The organism is Mycobacterium sp. E2989, from assembly GCF_001667595.1.
In the GTDB taxonomy this organism is placed as follows: domain Bacteria; phylum Actinomycetota; class Actinomycetes; order Mycobacteriales; family Mycobacteriaceae; genus Mycobacterium.
In genome coordinates this window covers 1-24,849 of the sequence record NZ_LZJX01000102.1, presented here as the reverse complement: position 1 = coordinate 24,849, position 24,849 = coordinate 1, and the positions used below count along the sequence as shown (strand labels likewise).

22 protein-coding genes are annotated in these 24,849 nt (G+C 69.1%); 11 read left to right on the top strand and 11 right to left on the bottom strand.

The window, feature by feature from the left end:
- The first annotated feature begins 114 nt into the window (after window positions 1–114).
- Window positions 115–1,194, top strand: a complete 1,080-nt coding sequence (locus A5680_RS17365) for a LacI family DNA-binding transcriptional regulator (protein ID WP_055399751.1) — start codon at window positions 115–117, stop codon at window positions 1,192–1,194.
- Between the two features lie 10 nt (window positions 1,195–1,204).
- Here the strand turns inward: A5680_RS17365 and kstR are convergent, their stop codons facing one another.
- On the bottom strand, window positions 1,205–1,804 hold the full coding sequence (gene kstR / locus A5680_RS17360; protein ID WP_197281082.1) for a cholesterol catabolism transcriptional regulator KstR: 600 nt from the start codon (window positions 1,802–1,804) through the stop codon (window positions 1,205–1,207).
- Between the two features lie 325 nt (window positions 1,805–2,129).
- Here kstR and A5680_RS17355 point away from each other — a divergent pair, with 325 nt between their 5' ends.
- On the top strand, window positions 2,130–4,253 hold the full coding sequence (locus A5680_RS17355) for an acyl-CoA dehydrogenase (protein WP_067821501.1): 2,124 nt from the start codon (window positions 2,130–2,132) through the stop codon (window positions 4,251–4,253).
- A gap of 84 nt (window positions 4,254–4,337) precedes the next feature.
- On the opposite strand, the gene A5680_RS17350 is transcribed toward A5680_RS17355, so the two are convergent.
- Window positions 4,338–4,871 carry a hypothetical protein gene (locus A5680_RS17350; RefSeq protein WP_055399747.1) on the bottom strand — a complete coding sequence of 178 codons (534 nt, stop codon included), beginning with the start codon at window positions 4,869–4,871 and terminating at the stop codon, window positions 4,338–4,340.
- Between the two features lie 50 nt (window positions 4,872–4,921).
- On the bottom strand, window positions 4,922–6,004 hold the full coding sequence (locus A5680_RS17345) for a ferredoxin--NADP reductase (RefSeq protein WP_067821498.1): 1,083 nt from the start codon (window positions 6,002–6,004) through the stop codon (window positions 4,922–4,924).
- A gap of 156 nt (window positions 6,005–6,160) precedes the next feature.
- Between A5680_RS17345 and hsaA the strand changes: the two genes are divergently transcribed.
- The 4 genes from hsaA to hsaB are packed head-to-tail and all read left to right on the top strand — an operon-like array spanning window position 6,161 to window position 9,682.
- Entirely contained in the window at window positions 6,161–7,345 is a 1,185-nt protein-coding gene (gene hsaA, locus A5680_RS17340; RefSeq protein WP_067821495.1) for a 3-hydroxy-9,10-secoandrosta-1,3,5(10)-triene-9,17-dione monooxygenase oxygenase subunit, read from the top strand.
- On the top strand, window positions 7,342–8,214 hold the full coding sequence (gene hsaD / locus A5680_RS17335; protein WP_067821492.1) for a 4,5:9,10-diseco-3-hydroxy-5,9,17-trioxoandrosta-1(10),2-diene-4-oate hydrolase: 873 nt from the start codon (window positions 7,342–7,344) through the stop codon (window positions 8,212–8,214). The genes hsaA and hsaD overlap by 4 nt, the downstream gene beginning before the upstream one ends.
- On the top strand, window positions 8,214–9,116 hold the full coding sequence (gene hsaC, locus A5680_RS17330) for an iron-dependent extradiol dioxygenase HsaC (RefSeq protein ID WP_067821489.1): 903 nt from the start codon (window positions 8,214–8,216) through the stop codon (window positions 9,114–9,116). The genes hsaD and hsaC overlap by 1 nt, the downstream gene beginning before the upstream one ends.
- On the top strand, window positions 9,116–9,682 hold the full coding sequence (hsaB, locus tag A5680_RS17325; protein ID WP_055399736.1) for a 3-hydroxy-9,10-secoandrosta-1,3,5(10)-triene-9,17-dione monooxygenase reductase subunit: 567 nt from the start codon (window positions 9,116–9,118) through the stop codon (window positions 9,680–9,682). The genes hsaC and hsaB overlap by 1 nt, the downstream gene beginning before the upstream one ends.
- Here the strand turns inward: hsaB and A5680_RS17320 are convergent.
- The 3 genes from A5680_RS17320 to A5680_RS17310 all read right to left on the bottom strand — a co-directional run bounded on the left by A5680_RS17320 (window position 9,679) and on the right by A5680_RS17310 (window position 14,138).
- Window positions 9,679–10,140: a hypothetical protein gene (locus A5680_RS17320; protein ID WP_067821486.1), complete on the bottom strand. Its 462-nt coding sequence runs from the start codon at window positions 10,138–10,140 to the stop codon at window positions 9,679–9,681. The genes hsaB and A5680_RS17320 overlap by 4 nt on opposite strands.
- Window positions 10,141–10,253: 113 nt before the next feature.
- Window positions 10,254–13,409 (bottom strand): serine/threonine-protein kinase, encoded by a 3,156-nt coding sequence (locus tag A5680_RS17315; RefSeq protein WP_067821483.1) that lies wholly within the window; start codon window positions 13,407–13,409, stop codon window positions 10,254–10,256.
- Window positions 13,410–13,535: 126 nt separating this feature from the next.
- Window positions 13,536–14,138, bottom strand: coding sequence for a DsbA family protein (locus A5680_RS17310; RefSeq protein ID WP_067821565.1), 603 nt, complete (start codon window positions 14,136–14,138; stop codon window positions 13,536–13,538).
- A gap of 96 nt (window positions 14,139–14,234) precedes the next feature.
- On the opposite strand from A5680_RS17310, the gene A5680_RS17305 reads away from it, so the two are divergent.
- Window positions 14,235–15,068 carry an arylamine N-acetyltransferase gene (locus A5680_RS17305; protein ID WP_055399732.1) on the top strand — a complete coding sequence of 278 codons (834 nt, stop codon included), beginning with the start codon at window positions 14,235–14,237 and terminating at the stop codon, window positions 15,066–15,068.
- Here A5680_RS17305 and A5680_RS17300 read toward each other — a convergent pair.
- Genes A5680_RS17300 through fadD3 form a run of 5 tightly spaced genes read right to left on the bottom strand, consistent with a single transcriptional unit; the run spans window position 15,065 to window position 20,799 of the window.
- Window positions 15,065–16,219, bottom strand: coding sequence for a pyridoxal phosphate-dependent aminotransferase (locus tag A5680_RS17300; RefSeq protein ID WP_055399730.1), 1,155 nt, complete (start codon window positions 16,217–16,219; stop codon window positions 15,065–15,067). The two genes, A5680_RS17305 and A5680_RS17300, sit on opposite strands and share 4 nt — an antisense overlap.
- Complete coding sequence (locus A5680_RS17295; protein ID WP_067821480.1) at window positions 16,216–17,166, bottom strand: acyl-CoA dehydrogenase family protein; 951 nt, start codon at window positions 17,164–17,166, stop codon at window positions 16,216–16,218. Before A5680_RS17295 ends, A5680_RS17300 begins: the two co-directional genes overlap by 4 nt.
- On the bottom strand, window positions 17,163–18,122 hold the full coding sequence (locus A5680_RS17290) for an acyl-CoA dehydrogenase family protein (RefSeq protein ID WP_067821477.1): 960 nt from the start codon (window positions 18,120–18,122) through the stop codon (window positions 17,163–17,165). The genes A5680_RS17295 and A5680_RS17290 overlap by 4 nt, the downstream gene beginning before the upstream one ends.
- The gene (locus A5680_RS17285; RefSeq protein WP_067821474.1) at window positions 18,122–19,255 is read right to left on the bottom strand and encodes an acyl-CoA dehydrogenase family protein; all 1,134 of its coding nucleotides are present in this window, start codon (window positions 19,253–19,255) and stop codon (window positions 18,122–18,124) included. The genes A5680_RS17290 and A5680_RS17285 overlap by 1 nt, the downstream gene beginning before the upstream one ends.
- Window positions 19,255–20,799, bottom strand: a complete 1,545-nt coding sequence (gene fadD3 / locus A5680_RS17280; RefSeq protein ID WP_067821471.1) for a 3-((3aS,4S,7aS)-7a-methyl-1,5-dioxo-octahydro-1H-inden-4-yl)propanoate--CoA ligase FadD3 — start codon at window positions 20,797–20,799, stop codon at window positions 19,255–19,257. The genes A5680_RS17285 and fadD3 overlap by 1 nt, the downstream gene beginning before the upstream one ends.
- Window positions 20,800–20,847: 48 nt before the next feature.
- Here fadD3 and ipdE1 point away from each other — a divergent pair, with 48 nt between their 5' ends.
- Genes ipdE1 through fadA6 form a run of 4 tightly spaced genes read left to right on the top strand, consistent with a single transcriptional unit; the run spans window position 20,848 to window position 24,604 of the window.
- Window positions 20,848–22,008, top strand: a complete 1,161-nt coding sequence (ipdE1, locus tag A5680_RS17275) for an acyl-CoA dehydrogenase IpdE1 (RefSeq protein ID WP_067821468.1) — start codon at window positions 20,848–20,850, stop codon at window positions 22,006–22,008.
- Entirely contained in the window at window positions 22,005–22,793 is a 789-nt protein-coding gene (gene ipdF, locus A5680_RS17270; RefSeq protein ID WP_055399717.1) for a (5R,7aS)-5-hydroxy-7a-methyl-1-oxo-2,3,5,6,7,7a-hexahydro-1H-indene-carboxyl-CoA reductase, read from the top strand. The genes ipdE1 and ipdF overlap by 4 nt, the downstream gene beginning before the upstream one ends.
- A gap of 44 nt (window positions 22,794–22,837) precedes the next feature.
- Window positions 22,838–23,440 carry a TetR family transcriptional regulator KstR2 gene (gene kstR2 / locus A5680_RS17265; protein WP_156349418.1) on the top strand — a complete coding sequence of 201 codons (603 nt, stop codon included), beginning with the start codon at window positions 22,838–22,840 and terminating at the stop codon, window positions 23,438–23,440.
- Between the two features lie 3 nt (window positions 23,441–23,443).
- Window positions 23,444–24,604, top strand: a complete 1,161-nt coding sequence (gene fadA6 / locus A5680_RS17260) for a steroid 3-ketoacyl-CoA thiolase FadA6 (protein WP_055399712.1) — start codon at window positions 23,444–23,446, stop codon at window positions 24,602–24,604.
- Window positions 24,605–24,849: the final 245 nt, after the last annotated feature.

Below are 24,849 nucleotides of genomic sequence, written 5' to 3'. Positions count from 1 at the left end.
CCTCTCGCCGGCCGGTCGGCCGACCCACAATACTAATGAAAATCGTTTCCATTACAAAGTGACTGGTGTACGCCGCGCACGCGCGCATGCGGATTCGCTGTAGCGTCACCGACTGTGAGTCCCGCATCGCGCCGGCGTGCGACGCTGGCGTCGTTGGCGGACGAACTGAAGGTTTCACGCACCACGATCTCGAATGCCTTCAACCGGCCGGATCAGCTCTCCGCCGATCTCCGTGAACGGGTGCTCGCGACGGCCAAGCGGTTGGGTTACCCGGGTCCCGACCCGGTGGCGCGGTCGTTGCGCACCCGCAAGGCCGGCGCGGTCGGGCTGGTGATGGCCGAGCCGCTGACCTACTTCTTCAGCGACCCGGCGGCGCGGGATTTCGTCGCCGGGGTCGCGCAGTCCTGCGAGGAGCTGGGGCAGGGCCTGCTGTTGGTGGCCGTCGGCCCCGGCCGCAGCATCGAAGACGGGACGGGCGCGGTGCTCGGCGCCGGGGTGGACGGCTTCGTGGTGTATTCGGTCTGCGAAGAGGACCCGTACCTCCAGGTCGTCTTGCAGCGCCGGTTGCCGGTGGTGGTCGTCGACCAACCGAAGGGGCTCGCCGGTGTGTCCCGGGTCGCCATCGACGACCGGGCGGCGATGCGTGGGCTGGCGGAGTACGTGCTGGGGCTGGGGCATCGCGAGATCGGGCTGCTGACCATGCGGCTGGGCCGCGACCGCCGGCAGGGACTGGTGGACGCCGACCGGTTGCGATCGCCGGCCTTCGACGTGCAGCGCGAACGCATCGTCGGCGTGTGGGAGGCGATGACGGCCGCCGGCATCGACCCCGACGCGCTGACCGTGGTGGAGAGCTACGAGCACGAGCCGGACTCCGGCGGCACCGCCGCCAAGGCCGCGCTGGAGGCCAATCCGCGGATCACCGCGCTGATGTGCACGGCGGACATCCTGGCTCTGTCGGCCATGGATTACCTACGCGCACATGGCATTTACGTGCCGGGGCAGATGACCGTGACCGGTTTCGACGGCGTACCGGACGCGATCGGCCGCGGGTTGACCACGGTGGCGCAGCCGAGCCTGCAGAAGGGCCGCCGGGCGGGCGAGTTGTTGTTGCGTCCGCCGCGGTCGGGCCTGCCGGTCGTCGAGGTGTTGGGCACCGAGCTCATCCGGGGCCGCACGGCGGGGCCGCCCGCGTGACAATCGCCGGCTAGCTGCTTTCGGTGTCCCCGATCAACAGCCGTACCGCCAGATCCAGTCGCTTGCTGACGTCGGTCGCCGAGGCGCGCCGGGTGAGCCAGGCGAGCAGGTTGGACAGCCAGACGTCGGAGATGACCCGGGCGATGTGGTACTGGTCCTCGGTCGGTTCGCCGTCGGCCATCGCGCGGGCGAACATCGAATCGATGAGCTTCTCGACCTGGTCGACCTCGCTGGCCGCGGAGGCGTCGGCGAAAACGTAGGCGCGCGTCATGGCCTCGGTGAGCAGGGGGTTGCGCTGCATCGCCCGGTTGAGCTTGCCGACCATGAAGTTCAGCCGCTGGAACGGCGTGCCCCCGGTCATCGAGGAGCGGTCGGTCTTGGCGTCGATGCGGCTGAATTCCCGGCCCAGCGCCGACACCAGCAGGTGCACCTTGGACGGGAAGTACCGGTACAGCGTGCCCACCGCCACGTCGGCGCGATCGGCGACGGCGCGCATCTGCACCGCCTCGTAGCCGCCCTTCGACGCGATGGCCATGGTGGCGTCCAGGATTCGCTTGCGGCGTTCCCGCTGGGCCTCCGAGCCCAGTTCGGACTCTGCCAATACCGCCACGTTCATCACCTCGCGCGGCTGCGAGTCGGAAGCGCGGCTCGAGTTGGCACTGGCTGGCATGTGACGGGTTGCTCCTGTTCCTGGCGGCTCGCTTGCAAACGATACGCATGCTGAGTGTGAATTTCCCACCTCCGTACCGCCGGGACAGCGGCGTGTGCTGCTGTGATGGCGTTCGACTTGACGGTCGATCGCTGGCACTATTAGAACACGTTCTAGTCTGCGAAGAGGAGGGTTGCGCAGCGACCCGATGCACGCAGGAGAATCGAGGAGCTAGGGGTCGTAGGCCCCACGTCACGTCGACGCGAAGGACGCGGAGGTCCCAACGGTGGTAGCGACCGTCACAGACGAGCAGTTCGCCGCGCGCGCCCTGGTGCGCGACTGGGCCCGCAATTCGGCGTCGGGCCCCGGCGGGACCACGGCGATCCGCGAGGTCGAGCAGGGCGATGCCGACGCGTGGCGCCCGGTGTTCGCAGGCCTGGCCGAGCTGGGCATCTTCGGCGTGGCAATCCCCGAGGAGCATGGTGGCGCGGGCGGCAGCGTCGAGGACCTGTGCGCGATGGTCGAGGAGGCGGCCAAGGCGCTGGTTCCCGGGCCGGTCGCCACCACCGCGCTGGCGACGCTCGTCGTCACCGATCCCGATCTGTTGGCGCAGTTGGCGGCGGGCGAGCGCTTCGCCGGGCTGGCGCTCGAGGGTGACGCCCAGTTCGACGGCGAGAACTCGCGGGCGTCGGGAGTCCTGCCGTTGGTCCTGGGCGCCGCCGACGGCGGCGTCCTGTTGCTCCCGGCCGGCGACGAGTGGCTGCTGGTGGACACCGACAGCGACGGCGTGCAGGTCGAGGCGCTGGAGGCCACCGACTTCTCCCGGCCGTTGGCCCGGGTGGTGCTGACGTCCGCGCCGGCCACCGCGATCACGGCGTCGCGCCGGCGCGTCGAGGAATTGACGGCGACCGTGCTCGCGGCCGAGGCGGCCGGGGTGACCCGGTGGTCGCTGGACACCGCCGTCGACTACGCGAAGGTCCGTGAGCAGTTCGGCAAGCCGATCGGCAGCTTCCAGGCCGTCAAGCACCTCTGCGCGGAGATGCTGTGCCGCGCCGAGCAGGCCGAGGTGGCCGCCGCCGACGCCGCGCGCGCCGCCGCGGACAGCGACGCCGACCAGTTTTCGATCGCGGCCGCGTTGGCGGCCAGCGCCGGCATCGCCGCAGTGAAGGCCAACGTAAAGGACTGCATCCAGGTCCTCGGCGGCATCGGCTGCACCTGGGAACACGACGCCCACCTGTACCTGCGCCGGGCGCACGCCATCGGCCGGTTCCTGGGCGGCGCCGAACGCTGGTTGCGCCGGGTCACCGAACTGACCCAGGGCGGGGTGCGGCGGCGCCTGGGGATCGACCTCACCGAGGTCGAGGGCCAGCGCGCGGAGATCGCCGCGGCCGTCGCCGAGATCGCCGCGCTGCCCGCCGAGAAGCGGCAGGCGGCGCTCGCCGAGGCGGGGTTGCAGGCGCCGCACTGGCCGGCGCCGCACGGGCGGGGCGCGTCACCGGCCGAGCAGCTGCTGATCGATCAGGAGCTCGCGGCCGCCGGCGTGGCTCGTCCGGACCTGGTGATCGGCTGGTGGGCGGCGCCGACGATCCTCGAACACGGCACGCCCGAACAGATCGAGCGCTTCGTCCCGGGCACGCTGCGCGGCGAATTCCTCTGGTGCCAGCTGTTTTCCGAGCCGGGAGCCGGGTCGGACCTGGCGTCGCTGCGCACAAAAGCCGTGCGCGGTGAGGGCGGCTGGCTGCTCACCGGGCAAAAGGTGTGGACGTCGGCCGCGCACAAAGCGCGCTGGGGCGTGTGCCTGGCGCGGACCGACCCCGACGCGCCGAAGCACAAGGGCATCACCTACTTCCTGGTGGACATGCGCTCGCCGGGCATCGAGATCCGCCCGCTGCGCGAGATCACCGGTGACTCGCTGTTCAACGAGGTCTTCCTGGACAACGTGTTCGTCCCCGACGAGCTGGTGGTCGGGCACGTCAACGACGGCTGGCGGCTGGCGCGCACCACGCTGGCCAACGAGCGGGTCGCGATGGCCACCGGCACCGCGCTGGGCAACCCGATGGAGGAGCTGCTCAAGGTGCTTCAGAAGCTCGACCTCGACGCCGCGCAGCAGGACCGGCTCGGCCGGTTGATCGTCATCGCGCAAACCGGCGCGCTGCTGGACCAGCGGATCGCCCAGCTCGCCGTGGGCGGGCAGGACCCCGGGGCGCAGTCCAGCGTCCGCAAGCTCATCGGGGTGCGCTACCGGCAGGCGCTGGCCGAATACATGATGGACGTCGCCGACGGCGGCGGGCTGGTTCGCAACCACGCGGTGTACGACTTCCTGAACACCCGCTGCCTCACCATCGCCGGCGGCACCGAGCAGATCCTGCTCACCGTGGCCGCCGAGCGGCTCCTCGGCCTCCCGCGCTGACGGGATCTGCGTCGAGATTGCTGCCACGGTCGTGGATTTCGCGGAATCACAACCCCGGGTGCAATCTCGGCGCGCCACAAGGGCTTACGAGAACGTCGTGACCGCGCAGGTGCTGGGCGAGGTGATGTTGACCCCGGGGTAGACCACCTGGATGTGTGTGCAGACGATGACGTTGTTGTCCGTCTTGGGCTGACCAGTCTGCCAATCGGTGGAGTCGATGCGCCCGGTCGTCTGGTACTTGTCCGGCGGCCCCTCGCCGAAGTAGACCGTGGTGATCTCGTCGGATCCCATCGACTTCATCACCCGCTCGTACTGACCGGTGGCGTGCGCGTCGAGATAGGCCAGCCGGTTCGACGACCGGATCTCGGTGGTCTGCCGGGCCCAAAGCTCGTGCGGGAAGCCGGTCACCCCGTCGGGCGTCAGCATGTCGGCCCCGGCGGTGAAGTCACAGTGCCCGTCGGCCTTGAAGCAATTGAGGACGGTGCGCGTCTCCAGCTGGTTGGGTCCGTCCAGCGGGAACAACGTGGTGGCGGTGTTGCTGGCCGCGCCGGCGGCCGGTCCGGGCAGCAACGCCAAGGCCGTTGTGGCCACCGCAAACCCGGTGATCAGCCGCTTCATGCCGCTCCCCTCTCGGTTCGCCAACCCTAAGGGTGAACCTAACCCCGCGACTACTCGTCGTAGGTGACTTCTACCGAATCAGATTCCGGGTGAGATTGACAGGCCAGGATGAGGCCGTCGTCGAGGTCTTGCTGCTCGAGCACGTCGTTGACCTCCATGCTCACCTTGCCGCCCTTCAGGGTGCAGGCGCACGCGCCGCAGTGGCCCTCGCGGCACGAGAACGGCGCATCCAAACCTTTCGCGAGCAACACGTCGAGCAACTTGGCGTGACGCGGCCACGACACCGTGTGGGTTTCGCCGTCCAGCTCCACCACCGCGGTGGCCGGCGGCTGGTCGCCCGCGGCGGTGTCGTCGATCTTGACCGCCGCGAACGGGTCGGAGTCCAGCGACTTGAACACCTCGATATGCACTTGCGGCGCAGGCACTTTCAGCGAGTCCAGCGCTTCGCGGGCCGCATCCATGAAGGGGCCGGGCCCGCAGATGTACACGGGCCGATCGGTGAAGGGGGCGGCGAGCTTCGCCAGCGCGGGCACGCTCGGCATCCCCTGCAGCGATTCCAACCAGTGCACCACCGTCAGCCGGTCGGGATACTTGGCCGACAGCTCGCGCAGCGCTTCGGCGAAGATCACCGAGCGGTCGTCGCGGTTGGCGTACAGCAGCGTCACCTGGCCGCTGCCCTCGGCGAGCGCCGACTTGGCGATCGACATGATCGGGGTGATCCCGCTGCCCGCGGCCATCAGCAGGAAGTCGTCGTCGAGCGTCTTGGGCACGAAGTTGCCCGACGGCGCCAGCACGTGGATCCGCATGCCCGCCCGCGCGTGCTCACACAGCCAGTTCGACGCGTATCCGTCCGGGGTCCGCTTGACCGTGACCGTCAGCGCGTCGTCCGTGAACGGCGAGCTGCACAGCGAGTAGCAGCGGGCCACCGAGCCGGTGCGTTCGCTGGGAACGCGCAGCGTCAGGAATTGGCCGGGCGCGTAGCGCAGCCGTTCGGGCGGGATCTCTGGGTCGCCCGGCTCTTCGGGCACCGCGAACACCAGGGATCGCGCGTCGTCGGTTTCCGCGACTACCTCGGCGATCTGCAGCTCCAGGACGTGGTCACCGAGCGGCTCGTCGAGATTGGCCTCGGCCACGACCCATCCTCCCTCTCGTCACAACTAGAACATGTTACAGAAAAGCCGATTCCTATCGCTACCAGCCGCAGGAATACCCTGCTCGACACAAATCGGAACGTGTTCTAGTCTCTGGTGTAAGTCCACTGATTAAGTTTGGCCCAGGAGGCAAACCTAGTGACGTCCATTCAACAGCGCGACGCGCAGTCGGTTTTAGCCGGTATCGATGACCTGCTGCCGCGGATTCGCGAGCGCGCACAGGCGACGGAGGATTTGCGCCGGCTGCCCGACGAGACCGTTCAGGACCTGCAGGACATCGGCTTCTTCACCCTGCTGCAGCCCGAACAGTGGGGTGGATTGCAATGCGATCCGACCCTGTTCTACGAGGCGGTGCGGCGGCTGGCCAGCGCGTGCGGTTCCACCGGCTGGGTCAGCTCCATCATCGGGGTGCACAACTGGCACCTGGCGTTGTTCGACCAGCAGGCCCAGGAAGAGGTCTGGGGCGACGACCCGAACGTGCGGGTGTCGTCGTCGTACGCGCCCATGGGCGCGGGCGTGGTGACCGACGGCGGGTATCTGGTCAACGGTTCTTGGAACTGGTCTTCGGGATGTGACCACGCCACGTGGGCCTTCCTCGGCGGTCCGGTGATCAAGGACGGCCGCCCGGTCGACTTCGGCAGCTTCCTGATCCCGCGCAGCGAATACCGCATCGACGACGTGTGGCACGTCGTCGGCCTGCGCGGCACCGGTAGTAACACCGTGGTCGTCAAGGACGTTTTCGTGCCCCGGCACCGCTTCCTGTCCTACAAGGCGATGAACGACGGCACCGCCGGCGGGTACGAGACCAACACCGCGCCGGTCTACAAGATGCCTTGGGGCACAATGCACCCCACCACCATCTCCGCCCCGATCGTCGGCATGGCCTACGGCGCGTACGACGCGCACGTGGAGCACCAGGGCAAGCGGGTGCGCGCGGCGTTCGCCGGGGAGAAGGCCAAGGACGACCCGTTCGCCAAGGTGCGCATCGCCGAGGCGGCCAGCGACATCGACGCGGCGTGGCGCCAGCTGAGCGGCAACGTCGCCGACGAGTACGCGTTGTTGAGTGCCGGCAAGGAGATCCCGTTCGAGCTGCGCGCCCGCGCCCGCCGCGACCAGGTGCGCGCCACCGGCCGCGCGATCGCTTCCATCGACCGGCTGTTCGAGGCCTCCGGCGCCACCGCGTTGGGCAACGACCAACCGGTGCAACGTTTTTGGCGCGATGCGCACGCCGGCCGGGTGCACGCGGCCAACGACCCCGAGCGGGCCTACCAGATCTTCGGTAACAACGAATTTGGGTTGCCGCCCGGCGACACAATGGTATGACCGCGACCGAACAGCTGACTTTCGAGTCCACCTCGCGGTTCGCGGAGGTCGACGTCGACGGACCGCTGAAGCTGCACTACCACGAGGCCGGCGTCGGCAACGACCAGACCGTGGTGCTGCTGCACGGTGGCGGTCCGGGCGCGGCCAGCTGGACGAACTTCTCGCGCAACATTCCTGTGCTGGCGCAGCGGTTTCACGTGTTGGCCGTCGACCAGCCCGGCTACGGGCTTTCCGACAAGCGCGCCGAGCACGGGCAGTTCAACCACTACGCCGCGCGGGCGCTCAACGGTCTGTTCGATCAGCTGGGGCTGGGACGCGTTCCGCTGGTGGGCAATTCGTTGGGCGGGGGCACCGCGGTCCGGTTCGCCCTGGACTACCCGGACCGAGCCGGCCGGCTGGTGTTGATGGGTCCCGGAGGGCTGAGCATCAACCTGTTCGCCCCCGACCCCACCGAGGGCGTCAAGCGGCTGGGCAAGTTCTCCGTCGAACCCACTCGGGAAAACCTCGAGGCGTTCCTGCGGGTCATGGTCTACGACCAGAAGCTGATCACCCCCGAGCTGATCGACGAGCGGTTCGCGCTGGCCAGCACGCCGGAATCCCTGACGGCGACCCGGGCGATGGGAATGTCGTTCGCGGGGGCCGATTTCGAGCTGGGCATGATGTGGCGCGAGGTGCACCGGCTGCGCCAGCCCGTGCTGCTGATCTGGGGACGCGAGGATCGGGTCAACCCGCTGGACGGCGCGCTGGTCGCGCTGAAGACCATCCCGCGTGCGCAGCTTCACGTTTTCGGGCAATGTGGACACTGGGCGCAGGTGGAGAAGTTCGACGAGTTCAACAAGTTGACCGTTGATTTCCTGGGAGGTGCGTGATGAGCATCCGGTCGCTGGGCTACCTGCGCATCGAGGCCACCGACATGGCGGCCTGGCGCGAGTACGGCCTCAAGGTGCTCGGCATGGTCGAGGGTAAGGGCAGCACCGAAGGCGCCCTGTATCTGCGGATGGACGATTTCCCGGCCCGCCTGGTGATCGTTCCGGGCGAGCAGGACCGGCTCATCGAAGCCGGCTGGGAATGCGCGAATGCCGCTGGCCTGCAAGAGATCCGGAACCGTCTCGACGTCGAGGGCACGCCTTACAAGGAAGCCACCGCGGCCGAACTGGCGGATCGACGGGTCGACGAGATGATCCGGTTCTCCGACCCGTCCGGCAACTGCCTGGAGGTCTTCCACGGCGCGGCCCTCGAACACCGTCGGGTGGTGAGCCCGTACGGACACAAGTTCGTCACGGAGGAACAGGGCCTGGGGCATGTGGTGCTGACCACCCGCGACGACGAAGAGACCCTGCACTTCTACCGGGACGTGCTGGGCTTCAAGCTGCGCGACTCGATGCGGCTGCCGCCCCAGGTGGTCGGCCGTCCCGCCGACGGACCGCCGGCCTGGCTGCGGTTCCTGGGCTGCAACCCGCGCCACCACAGCCTGGCCTTCATGCCCGGACAGACCCCCAGCGGGATCGTCCACCTGATGGTCGAGGTCGAGAATTCCGATGATGTCGGGCTGTGCCTGGACCGGGCGCTGCGCAAGAAGGTGCCGATGTCGGCGACCCTGGGGCGCCACGTCAACGACCTGATGCTGTCCTTCTACATGAAGACACCGAGTGGATTCGACGTCGAATTCGGTTGCGAGGGAAGGCAAGTCGAAGACGACGACTGGATCGCTCGGGAGAGCACCGCGATCAGCCTGTGGGGCCACGACTTCAGCGTCGGCTTCAAGGGCTGATGACTGCCGCGCCGATCGATCCGCGCGCCTTTCGACAGGTGCTGGGCCAGTTCTGCACCGGCATCACGATCATCACCACCGTGCACGACGAGGTCCCGATCGGCTTCGCCTGCCAGTCCTTCGCGGCGCTTTCGCTGGACCCGCCGTTGGTGTTGTTCTGCCCGACCAAGGTCTCGCGGTCCTGGCAGGCCATCGAGGCCAGCGGCCGGTTCTGCGTCAACGTGCTGACCGAGAAGCAGAAGCACGTGTCCGCGCGATTCGGATCGAAGGAGCCCGATAAGTTCGCCGGAATCGACTGGCACGCCTCCGAACTCGGCTCGCCGATCATCGACGGATCGCTGGCCTACATCGACTGCACGGTCGCGTCCGTCCACGACGGCGGCGACCACTTCGTGGTATTCGGCGCGGTCCAATCATTGTCGGAGGCACCGAAGATCAAGCCGCGACCGCTGCTGTTCTATCGCGGCGAGTACACCGGGATCGAACCGGACAAGACCACCCCGGCGCAGTGGCGCGACGACCTGGAAGCGTTCCTCACCGCCACCACCCAGGACACCTGGCTCTAGCGCGTCCCGCGGGACGTCTCGTGCCGGACGCCCTCGCCCTCGGGCGTGGGATCGTGCGACTCCGCGGATTGCGCCATGCCGGGATCGTCGTGCTCGCCCGCCGGCTTTTCGGCGGCTCGTGGGTGCAGTTCGTCGGCGCGCTTGAGCTGCTCCTCGAGTTGTTCGCGCGAAGCCGCGACCTCGCTCTGGTGGTTGGCGGCCCGCTCCTGCAGCCGCGCGGCTTCGGCCGCTTTGGCCTCCGCCTCGGCCTGGGCGGCGCGGGCCTTAGCGGCGGTTTCCTGGGCGAGGGCCTCGCGCCGTTCGACCTTGGCGGTCTCCAGCTTGGCCTGCTCCCGAATCTCCTCCGCCTGGCGTTGCCGCTGCCGGCTTCTCGTCTTGTTGACTGCCAGCAGCAGCAGGGCGATCACCAGAACTGCCGCGATGACGGCGACCACGATCCAGATCGTGTTGGTGCTCATATCAGGCTCCCGTCTCAGTGGTGCATGGTGCTGCAGCCGTGTCTGGATCGGGTCCCCATATTTGACAGGGATAAAACAAAGTCGTGCTTTGGCCGTGGCTGGGGCCCACGGGCCTACATGAAGTCCAGCGCCTCGACCGTCGCGATCGGGCCCTCGTGGGTCGGCCGGTTCGCACCGCCGATGCAGTAGACGGTGTTGCCGACCGTCGCCACCACTTCGGCGTGGCGCGCGGTGGGCATCGGCGCCAACGTGCTCCACTTCGCGTCGGCGATGTCGTACATCTCGACCACGTTCAGCACCATCGTCGGTTCCTCGCCGCCGACCACCACGATGCGGCCGTCGATGTAGGTCGCCCCGTAAGACCCGCGCGGGGTGGGCATGCCGACCAGCTTGGTCCAGGCGCCCGATTGCGGGTCGAAGCGTTCGTTCGCGGCGGAGTTCTTGTCGGCGGAAAGGAACCGACCGCCGATCGCGTACACGTAGGTCCCGTCCGACACCGCGGCCAGATGCTCGCGCGGGGTGGGCATGTCGGCTGCGTCGGTCCACGAATTGCCGTCGAAGACCTCGGTCTGCGGAACGAGCTGTTTGGCGTTCTGCCCGCCCACCACGACGAGCTTGTCACCCACCACGGCCGCGGCCGGCGCCGCACGGGCGTGCGTGAGATGCGGCAGCTCAACCCAATTGCCACCACGCAGCGCGAACACCTTGTCCGACGCGTCGGCAAGTTGATCGCTCGCACCGCCGAGCACCACCACTTCGTCGCGGTAGGTCGCCGCCGCGGCGTGATGCAGCGGGATGGGCAACGGCGGACCGGTCTGCCAGACGCCGGTGTGCGGGTCGTAGCTCTCGACGGTCTGCAGCGCGACCCCGTTGCGCAGGCCGCCCAGAACCCAGATCTTGTCGCCCTGGACGGCCCACGCCATCATCAGTCGGGGGGTCGGTGCGTCCGGGAGCGAGCGCCACTGCGACGCCGGCTGGATCCGGCGGGCCGGCAGCTTCAGCGCTTCGGCCGACGAGGTGAGCTGGCCGTCGCCGGGGGCGGTCGACCCGCCGATCGCGTACACGGACTTCTCCACCGCGTCGACGGCCATGCCGTGCCGTGGGGTCGCCATGTCGGGCAGGGCGGACCAGACCTTCGTCATCAGGTCGAATGCGGCGACGCTCTTGAGCGGTTGGCCCGCGGACATGCCCCCGACCGCGACCAGCCGCCCGTCGACGATCGCCACGCCGAGGTCGCTGCGCGGCTGGCTCAGCGCGGGCAGCGGCGTCCAGGTCTTCGCGGCCGGATCGTAGGCCTCGACCGCCGCCAGGTCCGCGCTGCCGTTGGTGCCGCCCACCGCGTACACCAGCTTGCCGTCCGACGCCGCGCCCAGCAGCTGGCGCGGGGTCGGAATGGGCGCGCCGAGGGTCCAGGTGTTGCCGTCGAACACCTCGGTGGTGTTCAGCAGCGCGCCGTTGGCGTCGACGCCGCCGGTGACGATAAGGCGGTCGCCCACCACGGCGGCCGCCGCGGCGGCCCGGGGCTGCAGCAGGTGCGGCAGCTCCACCCAACGACTGTTGACGACGCGCCAAACTTGGTCGGTGGCAACGTTTTTGCCGCCTTCGGATTTCCAGCCACCGAGCACGACGGGGTTTCCCTGCCAGGTGACCGCCATCGCGTGGGAGACGGCGACCGGTAGATCGTCACCGCCCTTCCAGCTGTCGATGACGGGGTCGTAGCCCTCCTGCAGTCCGGTGTGGGCGCCGTCGTTGCGGATTCCGCCGAAGATCCAGATGGTCCCGTCGGCCTGCGTGGTGGCCGCGGCGTCGCGCGAGATGCGCGCGTTCGTGATCGGCTTCCACTGCATGGGGGGCTGCGCCGTCGGCTGCCCGGACCCGCCCTTCGAACCGCGCTTGTTGTCGGGCGAAAGCGCGAAGAAGACGCCGCCGATGACCAACAGCAGGACCGCGGCGAGGGCACCGGCCACCAACGCGATGCGGTTCCGCTTCTTGCCCGGCTCGGCGAACCATGCGGCCGCCCGGGCCCGGGGACCCTGCGGCGGGCCCTGGGCGCCGCCCCGGCCCGGCGGCGCGGCGGCTTGCGGGGGCCGCGCCGTGGGCTGCGTCGACGACGCTTGTGCGGCGCGCAGCAGGCTGGCCGCGTCCGGCACCTCGGCCGGCCCGGCATGCGGAAATGGCGCGGTCTCCCGCGCGTGTTGCTGGTCGATCTGGGCGCTGATCGCCGACGTCGGGTCGTCGTGCCCGGTCGGCAACCGCGGTGGGGGCGGCATGCTCGACGTGTTGAGGCCCGTTGGGCGCGCCACCTCGCTGTGCGGCCCGGGCGGGACCGCGGCGGCGTGCGGTACCTCGGTCGCCACGGCAGAGGCGCGCCCCGTGATGGCCATCGCGTCGGGTTTCAGACCGTTGCGGCGCTGGGCGGCCTGCAACTCGCGGCCGAACTCCTCGGCCGAGGCGGGCCGCTCGGCCGGGTCGATCGACATCGCCTTCTCGATCGCCGAGCACACCGCGTCCGGGATGCCGTCGGGACGCATATCCGGGATCCCGGCGGTACTGATCCGCAGGTATTGCGCGATCAGGTCCTCGCCCTTCTTGCGCTCGTGCGCGGCATTGCCCGCGATGAGGGCGTAGAGCGTGGCGCCCAGCGAGTACATGTCGGAGGCCACCGTGGCGGGATTGCCCGTCATCACCTCGGGCGCGGTGAAGTCGATGGTGCCGGAGAAGAATCCGGTCGCCGTCTCGTACCCGCCTTCGATGTGGGCGATTCCGAAATCACTCAATTGCGGCTCGCCGTAATCGTTGACGAGTATGTTCGCGGGCTTGATGTCGCGGTGCAAGGTCCCGGTCCGGTGCGCGGTTTCCAGTGCGCCGCAAAGCTTTACGCCGATGTGCAAGGCTTCGGGCCAGGGCACCGGCCCCTCCCGGCGCAGCCGGACCGCCAGCGAATCCGCCGAGTGGTAGGGCATCACGATGTACGGCTTGCCGCTCCCGGTGACGCCCACCCGCAGGATGTTGACGATGTTGGGATGCCCGGAGAGCCCGCCCATCGCGTAGCCCTCGCGGAGGAAGCGTTCGCGGCTGTCGTCGTCGATGTGCGACGGCAGCACCTTCACCGCGACGTTTCGCCCGAGGGCGGTCTCGTAGCAGCAGTAGATGACGCCCGCCCCGCCCCGAGCTACCTGTCGCGCGTCTTCGAACCCGGCGGCCGCCAGCTCCGCGGCGATGCCAGCCGGTACCGGTGCGACACTGTCGGGCCGTGGCTCTTCAGGCATTTGCTGGCGCTCAACCCTCCGCGAAGTGTGTGATTGGCGAGGTCAAGAGTAGCGCCCAGAACCTCACGGATGTGCTTTTCCGGCAACCTTCGTTCGCCCGGTCGGGATCCGAGTAGGCGGCCGCGCTCAGGCGTCGATGGTCGGCGGACCCTGATACGGCCGTTGCAGCGCGGCGAATTCGGGAGCGCCGGCCATCGTCAGCACGGCCTCCAGCAACCGAACCCCGTCCTGCGCCTTCGGTGTGCGGGTCAGCACCGGTCCGGAGAACGCCCGGCCGTCGACCGCGATGATCGGGCTGCCGGCCTCGTCGCCGAGCGCGTCCTGGCTGGCTTGGTGCGCCTGCTTGACCGGTTGGTCGTAGCCGCTGTCGTCGAGCGCTTCGGCAAGGCGTTCCCCGAGGCCGTTTTCGGCCAGGGCTGCGCGGATCGTGGCCGCGGTCAAGTCTTCCTGTCGCACATGAATGCGGCGGCCGATGGAGTCATAGAGGCCGGCGAACGCGTCGGGTCCGCGCTCGCCGACGGCCGCGGCGAACAACCGGCCCAGTCGCGTCGACCGCTCCATCATCCGCCGGTGTTTTTCGTCGGTATCCTCACCCTCGTTGAGGATGGCCAGGTTCATTTGCCGCAGGGTGACCCGGGTGTGCGTCGATGGCGCGGCGTCCAGCAGCCAGCGCGCCGTCACCCAGGAGAAAGGACAGACGGGGTCGAGGTAGAGGTCGACGTCGGCCACGGGATCCTCCTTCGCGTCGGGGACCGAACTATTGCGACGCATACCCGCTACCGGCCGGCGCACGCCTGCCGATCGCCTTGGCAGCAGAATGGCGTCATGACGCTGAACCTGGGCGAGTACTTCGATCGGATCGGCTATGGCGGCGCGACGGCGCCCAACCTCGAGGTCCTGCGCGCGTTGGTGAGCGCCCACACCAGGGCGATTCCCTTCGAGAACCTCGATCCGGTGATGGGCGTGCCGGTCGACGACCTGAGCCCCGAGGCGCTCGCCGGCAAGCTCGTTCGTCGGCGCCGCGGGGGCTATTGCTACGAGAACAACGGCTTGATGGGCTACGTGCTGGCCGATCTCGGCTTTCGGGTGCGCCGCCTGGCCGGCCGGGTGGTGTGGATGCGGCCGCCCGACGCCCCCTCGCCGCCGCCGCAGACGCACACCGTGCTGGCGGTTACGTTTCCCGGCTCGCACGGTTCCTACCTCGTCGATGTCGGCTTCGGCGGGCAGACCCCGACGTCGCCCCTGCGCATCGAGACCGGCACCGTGCAGCAGACGACGCACGAGCCGTACCGGCTCGACGACCGCGGCGACGGCCTGATCCTGCAAGCGCAGGTGCGCGGCGAGTGGCAACCCCTCTACGAATTCGGCACCCGGACCGCACCGGACATCGACTTGGTGGTGGGCAGCTGGTTCGTTTCGACGCACCCGTCGTCGCACTTCGTGACCGGGCTGATGGCCGCGTGCGTCACCGACGACGCCCGGCTGAACCTGGCCGGGCGGAACCTGTCCATCCACCGCGCCGACGCCAGCGAGAAGATCCGCCTCGACGACGCGGCGGCGGTGGTCGACACGCTCAGAGACCGGTTCGGCATCGACGTGTCCGACGTCGGCGACCGCGGCGCGCTCGAGGCGCGCCTGGACAAGGTCCTGGACGCCTAGAGCCAGGCGCCGATCCGTCGCAGGGCCTCTTCGATGTCGCCCGTCGGTCCGGCGAACGACAGCCGGACGAACGAATTGCCGTGCGTGGTGTCGAAGTCGATTCCGGGTGCGATCGCAACTCCGGTGTCGTTCAACAGCTTTGAACAGAACGCCATCGAGTCGTTGGTGTGCTGCGACACGTCCGCGTAGACGTAGAACGCGCCGTCGGTGGGGGCCAGCCGGTCGATGCCGATGCCGCGCAGGCCGTCCAGCAGCAGCGTGCGGTTGGTGGCGTAGTGGTGCAGGTTGCCCTCGGCTTCGGCGGTCGCCTCCGGGGTGAAGGCCGCAACCCCGGCGAGCTGCGAGAGCACCGGTGGACAGATGGTGAAGTTGCCGGTCAGGCGGTCCACCGCCCGCAGCAGCACGGGCGGCACCAGCATCCAGCCCAGCCGCCAGCCCGTCATCGCGTAATACTTCGAAAAGCTGTTGACCACCACGGCATCTCGTGATGTCTGCCAGGCACAGCTGGTCCGCGGCGCCCCCTCGTACACCAGGCCGTGGTAGACCTCGTCGCTGATCAGCCGGACCCCGGAGGTCTCGCACCACGACGCGATCGCCGCCAATTCGGCCGGAGCGATCACGGTTCCGGTGGGGTTGGCCGGGCTGGCGACGATCACGCCGTGGGGCGGCGGGTCGAGTTCGGCGAGCATCTGCACGGTGGGCTGGAAGCGGGTGTCCGGCCCGCACGGCAGCTCAACCACCTCACATCCCAACGCGGACAATATGTTTCGGTAGCAGGGATATCCGGGACTGGCCAGCGCCACCCGGTCCCCGGCGTCGAAGCAGGCCAGGAACGCGAGCAGGAACCCGCCCGAGGAGCCCGTGGTGATCACCACGTCGTCGAGTTCGACGCGCAGCCCTTGGCGTTGGTAATCGGCCGCGATCGCCGCGCGCAGCTCGGGGGTGCCGAGGGTCACGGTGTAACCCAGCTCGTTGTGGTGCAGGGCGGCGGCCGCGGCGGCGCGCACCGGCTCGGGCGCCCCGACGCTGGGCTGGCCGGCGGACAGGTTCACCAGGTCGCCGTGGCTGCGCTGGCGCTCGGCGGCCGCCAGCCACACGTCCATCACATGGAACGGCGGGATGGCGCCACGCAGCGCGACATGGTCGTTCACGACGTCTCGAGTACCTCGGATTCCAGGCGGCCAAGCAGCTCTCGCGGCGGGCTGAGCAGGTGCGCGCTGCCGTGGGCGCGCTTGAAATACAGATGCATGTCGTGTTCCCAGGTGATCGCGATCCCGCCGTGCAATTGGATGCCCTCGGCGGCCGCGGCGCACAGCGCCTCGGTGGCCGCCAGCCGTGCGGTGGCCGCGTTGGTCGGGGTGGGCTCGTCGCAGGCCTCGGCCACCACGGCCTTCGCGGCGGCGATCGCCACGTACAGGTCGGCCATTCGGTGTTTGAGTGCCTGGAAGCTGCCGATGGGCCGGCCGAATTGCACTCTGTTCTTGGCGTATTCGACCGTCAGCTCCAGGCAGCGTTCGGCCGCGCCGATCTGCTCGGCGGCCAGCAGGATGGCCGCGGCGTCGGCCATGCCGGGGTCGGCGCCGATCGTCTCGGTCTCCTCGGGCGCGACCGCGGCAAGCCGCCGGGTCGGGTCCATGGTCACGACGGGTTGAGTGCTGAAGCGCGTCCAGCGTGCGAGCTGGCCGTCGGTGGCGGCGACGACAACGTCGGCGGTGTCGCCGTTGACCACGTAGTCGGCGTCGAAGACCAGCGCGCCGATCGAGGCGCCCTCCGCGAGCGCTGCGAGCGTCTCGGCGTCGGGCTCGGCGGCGGCCAGCAGGGCCAGCTCCGCCAGGGTGGTGCCGAGCAGCGGGGAGGGGACCAGGCCCCGCCCTAGCTCCTGCAAAACGGTTGCGGCGTCGGCCAATTCGCCGCCGGCCCCGCCCAGCTCCTCGGGGACGACCAGCGCGGCGGCGCCCACCTGCTCGCACAGCAGCTGCCACAGCGACTCGTCGTAGCCGCGCTCGGACTCGATCGCCGCGCGCACCGCCGCCGGGTTCGCGTGCTTGGCCACCAGGGCCGCGACGGTATCCCGCAGCATCTCCCGTTCTTCGGTCATGAGCACAGCGCCTCCAGCACCCGCCGCCGATGCGCCTCGGGGGTACCCCAGGCCGAACGCAATGCTTGCACCCGCAGCAGCCACAGCGACAGGTCGTGTTCCTGGGTGTACCCGATCGCCCCGTGGGTCTGCAGCGCCGACCGCGCCGCCAGCAGGCCCGCCTCGGACGCGGCCGCCTTGGCGGCGCTGACATCCCGCGCGCTCTCGCTCGGGCGATCGGCCAGCGCCAGGGCCGCGCCGTACAGCAGCGGGCGGGCCAGCTCGATAGCGATGTGCACGTCGGCGAGCCTGTGCTTGATCGCCTGATACGAACCGATCACCCGGCCGAACTGCGACCGCTGCTTGGCGTAGTCGACGGTGTCCCGCAGCAGCGCCTCGGACGCGCCGACCAGCTGCGCCGCGGTGGCCAGCGCCCCGAACTCGTAGGCGCGCTGCAGGTCCGCCCGCCAGGCTGGTCCGGTGGGGGTTACGTCGTAGAGGGGCCGGCTCGGATCCACCGACTCGTGCCTCTCACCGACCTCCGCTTGGCTGACGCCGTCGTCGGCGGCCACCAGCACCAGCCCGGCGGTGTCGGCGTCGACCGCGCGCGGGGCGTGCGGCGGCAGTGCGACGGTGGCGATCAGCTCGCCGGAGGCCAGGGCGGCGCAGCGCTCATCGTCGGCGAGCAAAACCGGTGCCACGGCAACGGATTCGGCCACCGGGCCGGGAACACACCAGCGTCCGAGGCGTTCCAGCGCCACCACCAGGTCGACCGGGTGCGCCTCGATGCCGTCGAACTTCTCCGGGACCGCCAGCGCGGTGACGCCGAGGTCGGCCAGCTGCCCCCACACCTTGCGGCCGGGTGCGGTGTCGCCCGCGGACCACGCCCGGACGGCGCCGGGCAGGTCGGCCGCGCCGAGCGCGGCGTCGATGCTGGCCGCAAAGTCCCGCTGCTGTTCGTCTAGTGCGAAGTCCATTACCGCTTCTCCCGGGGAAGGCCCAACAGCCGTTCGGAGATGATGTTGCGCTGAATCTCATTGGTGCCGGCGTAGATCGGGCCACCGAGCGCGAAGAGCAGGCCTTCGGTCCAGCCGCCCGCGAGCTCGCCGTCCGCGGCGAGGATGTCGAGCGCGGTCTGGTGCAGGTCCACGTCGAGGTCGGACCAGAACACCTTGGTCACCGACGATTCAGCGCCCAACTCACCGCCGGCGGCCAGCCTGGTCACGGTGCCGAAGGTCTGCAGCCGGTAGGCCTGCGCCTTGATCCAGCCGTCCGCCACCCGGTCGGCGAACGCCGGCGGCGACCCGTTTTCTTTCCACAGCCGCACCAGCCGCTCGGCGGTCGCCAGGAAGCGGGCCGGGCTGCGCAGCGACATGCCGCGCTCGTTGCTCGACGTGCTCATGGCCGCGCGCCAGCCGTCGTTCGGGGTGCCGATCACGTCCTCGTCGGGAACGAAGACGTCGTCGAGGAAGATCTCCCCGAAGCCGGTGTCGCCGCCCAGCTGGACGATGGGGCGCACGGTGACGCCGCCGGCCTTGAGATCGAACATGAAGTACGTCAGGCCGTGGTGCCGCTCGGCCTCGGGGTCGGACCGGAACAGCCCGAAACCCATTTCGGCGAACGGCGCGCGCGAACTCCAGATCTTCTGCCCGTTGAGCAGCCAGCCACCGTCGGTCTTGGTCGCGGTGGATCGCAGCGAGGCCAGGTCGCTGCCGGATTCCGGCTCGGACCACGCTTGCGCCCAGATCTGTTCTCCGCTGGCCATTTTCGGCAGGATGCGGTCGAGCTGCTCGGAGGTGCCGTGCGCGAACAGCGTCGGCGCCAGCATCGAGGTGCCGTTGGCGCTGGCCCGGCCCGGCGCGCCGGCGCGGAAGTACTCCTCCTCGAACACCACCCAGTGCAGCAGCGGCGCGTCGCGGCCCCCGTACTTCTTCGGCCAGGTGATCACCGACAGCCCGGCGTCGTACAGCACGCGGTCCCATCGCCGGTGCTGCGCGAAACCTTCGGCATTGTCGTAAGACTGCGTCGGGATCGCATCGGCGTTGGCCGACAGGAAGTCTCGCACCTCGGCCTGGAAGGCGAGGGTCTCTTCGTCTAGGTCCAGATCCATCAGGCCAGCTCTCGCAGTTGTGGTTTGACCACCTTGCCGCCCGGATTGCGCGGCAACGCGTCGACGAACCGCACCGACCGGGGTGCCTTGAAGTTCGCCAGATGTTCACGGGTGTAAGCGATCACGGATTGCTCGTCGAGCTCGGCTCCGGGCCGGGCCACCACGAACGCCCGGCCCACCTCGCCGAGCCGTTCGTCGGGGACGCCGATCACCGCGGCGTCGGCCACCCCGTCCATGCGGGCCAGCACCTGCTCGACCTCGGCGGGGTACACGTTGAATCCGCCGCAGATGTACATGTCCTTGAGGCGGTCGGTGATGCGCAGGTTGCCGGCCGCGTCGACGGCGCCGATGTCGCCGGTGTGCAGCCAGCCGTCGGCGTCGATCGCCGCGGCCGTCGCGTCCGGGTCGTCGAGGTAACCGAGCATCACGTTCGGACCGCGCAGCAACACCTCGCCGGCCTCGCCGGGAGTGCTTGCGTCGATGCGCAATTCGAAGTCGGCGAATGGGCGCCCGCAGGTGGTCGCGACGGTGACCGCGTCGTCCTCGGCGCGGCACATGGTGCCCATCCCGTTGGCCTCGGTGAGCCCGTAGGCGGTCAGCACGATGTCGATGTCGAGCTCGGATTGCATGCGTTCCACCAACACGACCGGCACGGTGGCCGCCCCGGTCACCGCGAACCGCAGCGAGCTCAGGTCGTAGTCCCCGCGCGCCGGGTGATCCAGCAGCGTCTGGTAAATCGTTGGCGGCCCGGGCAATACGGTGATGCGGTGTTGCTCGATCGCCTGCAGCGCGCGCAGGGGATCGAAGGTCAGGTGCGGGATCAGGGTCGCGCCGGTCTGCAGGCAGGCCAGGATGCCGGCCTTGTAGCCGAAGTTGTGGAAGAACGGGTTGATGCACAGGTAACGGTCGTCGCTGGTGATCTTGCCGTTCGCGGCCCACGACGCCGAGGCCGACAACGACTGCCGGTGCGCGCACAGCACGCCTTTGCTGCGACCGGTGGTGCCCGAGGTGAACAGGATGTCGCTGACGTCGTCGGGCGTCACGGCGGCGGCGCGGGCGGCGACCGGTGCTGTGTCGGTCCCGTTGGCGACGAACTCGTCCCAGCTACCGTCATCGGCGTCGACCGGGATTCGGACGACGTGCCGCAGGGCGGGCAGGGCACCAGGGCCCATGCGATCCAAGTCGGCGACGCGGTCGTTGCCCAGGAACTTGCCCATCGCGAACAGCACGGGCGCGCCGGTGCGGGCCAGGATGTCGCCCGCCTCGTCGGCGGTATAGCGGGTGTTCAGGGGCACCATCGCCGCGCCGGCGTGGTGGATCGCCAGGCACGCGATCACCCAGTGCCAGGTGTTCGGCGACCAGATCGCCACGCGGTCGCCCGGCTGCACGCCCAGCGCGATCAGCGCGGCGGCCGCGCGGTGAACTTCGTCGCGCAGCTCGGCGGCGGTGAACGAACGCTCGTCGGTGACCAACGCGGGCTGGTCGGGCGACTGGTGCACGAAACGATCCAGCGCCGCGGGCACGGTGCGCCGGTCGCCAGTCATCGGGATGCTCCTAACAAAGCAAGTGCTTGGTAGGTTAGCCTACAGGGCATGCAGGACGTCGAGGAGTTCCGGGCGGAGGTCCGCGGTTGGCTCGCCGACAATCTGGTCGGCGAATTCGCGGCCCTCAAGGGGCTCGGCGGGCCGGGGCGCGAGCACGAGGCCTTCGAAGAGCGCCGGGCCTGGAACCAGCATCTCGCCAAGGCCGGACTGACCTGCCTGGGCTGGCCGGTCGAGCACGGCGGTCGCGGGCTGTCGACCGCGCACCGGGTGGCCTTCTACGAGGAGTACGCCAAGGCCGACGCGCCCGACAAGGTCAACCACTTCGGCGAGGAGCTGCTGGGCCCGACGCTGATCGCCTTCGGGACGCCCGAGCAGCAGCGGCGTTTCCTGCCCAAGATCCTCGACGTCACCGAGCTGTGGTGCCAGGGGTATTCGGAGCCCGGCGCCGGCAGCGACCTGGCCAACGTGGCGACCACCGCCGAACTCGACAGCGACGAGTGGGTGATCAACGGCCAGAAGGTGTGGACGTCGCTGGCGCACTGGGCGCAGTGGTGCTTCGTGGTCGCGCGCACCGAGAAGGGCTCCAAGCGGCACGCCGGGCTGTCGTATCTGCTGGTGCCGCTGGACCAGCCGGGCGTGCAGATCCGCCCCATCATCCAGCTGACCGGCGACTCGGAATTCAACGAGGTCTTCTTCGACGACGCCCGCACCGAGGCCGCACTGGTGGTCGGCGAACCCGGCGACGGCTGGCGCGTCGCGATGGGCACGCTGACCTTCGAGCGCGGAGTCTCGACCCTGGGTCAGCAGATCCGCTACGCCCGTGAGCTTTCCAACCTCGCCGAGCTGGCGCAGCGCAACGGCGCCGCCGACGACCCGTTCATCCGGGAGCGGCTGACCCGGGCGTGGACCGGGCTGCGGGCCATGCGTTCGTACGCGCTGGCCACCATGGACGTCGAAGGAGGCGGCCAGGCCGCCGGGAAAGATAACGTGTCGAAGCTGTTGTGGGCCAACTGGCATCGCGCCCTGGGCGAGCTGGCGATGGACGTGATCGGCAAGCCGGGGCTGACCCTGTCCGATGGCGAGTTGGACGAATGGCAGCGGCTGTTCCTGTTCACCCGCGCGGACACCATCTACGGCGGATCCAACGAGATCCAGCGCAACATCATCGCCGAGCGGGTGCTCGGCCTGCCGCGGGAGGTAAAGGGATGAGCCTGTCCGAAGCTCCGAAAGAGGTTGCCGGGCACGGGCTTTTGCAAGGCAAGGTGGTCGTCGTGACGGCGGCGGCGGGCACCGGCATCGGTTCGGCGACCGCGAGGCGGGCCCTGGCCGAGGGCGCCGATGTGGTGGTGTCCGATCACCACGAGCGACGGCTGGGGGAGACCGCCGACGAGCTGTCCGCGCTGGGGTTGGGCCGGGTCGAAAGCGTGCTGTGCGACGTGACCTCCACCGCGCAGGTGGAGGCGCTGATCGCCTCGACCACCGCGCGGATGGGCCGGCTCGACGTGTTGGTGAACAACGCCGGGCTGGGCGGTCAGACGCCGGTGGTGGACATGACCGACGACGAGTGGGACCGCGTGCTGAACGTGACGCTGTCCTCGGTGTTCCGGGCGACCCGGGCGGCGCTGGGATACTTCCGCGAAGCGGACCACGGCGGGGTGATCGTCAACAACGCGAGCGTCCTGGGCTGGCGGGCGCAGCACTCCCAGGCGCACTATGCGGCCGCGAAGGCCGGGGTGATGGCGTTGACCCGTTGCAGCGCAATCGAAGCCGTCGAGTACGGGGTGCGCATCAACGCCGTGTCCCCGAGCATTGCGCGACACAAGTTCCTCGACAAGACCACCTCGGCCGACCTGCTTGACCGGCTCTCCGCGGGCGAAGCGTTCGGCCGCGCCGCCGAGCCCTGGGAGATCGCGGCCACCATCGCGTTCCTGGCCAGTGACTACTCCAGCTACCTCACCGGCGAGGTCATCTCGGTGTCCAGCCAGCATCCGTGACCGGCTAGCTGGCCAAGCAAGCGCTTGGTTGATATGGTGGCCGGGTGGACCGAGTGGCCGGTCAGGCGAACAGCCGACGCGACGAGTTGTTGGAACTCGCCGCGACGATGTTCGCCGAGCGCGGCCTGCGCGCCACCACCGTGCGCGATATCGCGGACAGCGCCGGGATTCTGTCCGGCAGCCTCTATCACCATTTCTCCTCCAAGGAGGAGATGGTCGACGAGGTGCTGCGCAGCTTCCTGGACTGGTTGTTCGCCCGCTACCGCGAGATCGTCGACAGCGAGGCCAACCCCCTGGAGCGGCTCAAGGGGCTGTTCATGGCGTCGTTCGAGGCGATCGAGCATCGGCACGCCCAGGTCGTGATCTATCAGGACGAAGCCCAACGGTTGTTGTCGCAGCCCCGGTTCTCCTACATCGAGGACATGAACCGGCAGCAACGCAAGATGTGGGTCGAGGTCATCAACCAGGGCATCGACGAGGGGTACTTCCGGCCCGACCTCAACGTCGACCTCGTCTACCGTTTCATTCGTGACACCACTTGGGTGTCGGTGCGCTGGTATCAACCCGGCGGTCCGCTGACCGCGAACCAGGTTGGCGAGCAATACCTCGCCATCGTTCTTGGCGGAATTACCAAGGAAGGGAACTGAACTATGGCTGAGGCGTACGTCATCGACGCTGTGCGCACCGCGGTCGGCAAGCGCGGTGGATCGCTCGCCGGGGTACATCCCGTCGACCTGGGCGCTTATGCGTGGCGCGGCCTGCTCGACCGGGTCGACGTCGATCCCGCCGCCGTCGACGACGTGATCGCCGGCTGCGTCGACGCCATCGGTGCCCAGGCGGGCAACATCGCGCGGCTTTCGTGGCTGGCCGCGGGTTACCCCGAAGAGGTGCCCGGCGTCACGGTGGACCGCCAGTGCGGTTCCAGCCAGCAGGCGATTTCCTTTGGCGCACAGGCGATCATGGCCGGCACGGCCGACCTCATCGTAGCCGGCGGGGTGCAGAACATGAGCCAGATCCCGATCTCCTCGGCCATGACCGTCGGCGAGCAATTCGGTTTCACCTCGCCGACCAACGAGTCCAAGCAGTGGCTGCACCGCTACGGCGACCAGGAGATCTCGCAGTTCCGCGGCTCGGAGCTGATCGCAGAGAAGTGGAACCTGTCGCGCGAGGAGATGGAGCGCTTCGCCCTGGCCAGCCACGAGCGCGCGTTCGCCGCGATCCGCAGCGGTCACTTCGACAACGAAATCATCACCGTGGAAACGGAATCCGGGCCGTTCCGGGTGGACGAGGGTCCCAGGGAGTCGTCGCTGGAAAAGATGGCCGGCCTCAAGACGCTGGTCGAGGGTGGCAAGCTGACGGCCGCGATGGCGAGCCAGATCTCCGACGGGGCGAGCGCGGTGCTGCTGGCCTCGGAGCAGGCCGTCAAGGACCACAAGCTCACGCCGCGGGCCCGCATCCACCACATCAGCGCCCGCGCGGCCGACCCGGTGTTCATGCTGACCGGCCCGATCCCGGCCACCCGCTACGCGCTGGAGAAGACGGGGCTGTCGATCGACGACATCGACACCGTCGAGATCAACGAGGCGTTCGCGCCGGTGGTGCTGGCCTGGCTCAAGGAGATCAAGGCCGACCCCGAGAAGGTCAACCCCAACGGCGGCGCGATCGCGCTCGGGCATCCGCTGGGCGCCACCGGCGCCAAGCTGTTCGCCACCATGCTCAACGAACTCGAGCGCGTCGGCGGTCGCTACGGCCTGCAGACGATGTGCGAGGGCGGCGGCACGGCGAACGTCACCATCATCGAGCGACTGTAAGTCCCTGCGCGTCTCGTGTTTCGGCGCGCGGCTTCCCCTCAAGGCGCGACACTGAAACCACGCACGCGACACGCCGTAGAACGTCTGCGTGGTTTCAGTCTCGTGGTCCTCAGTCGGGGATCGAACGGCGGCGCGACACTGAAACCTCGCACACGACACGCCGAAGAACGTGTGCGTGGTTTCAGTCTCGCGGTGGCCGAGACTCACGACGCGCTCAACTCGGCGGTGCGGCGTCCCGGACTTTG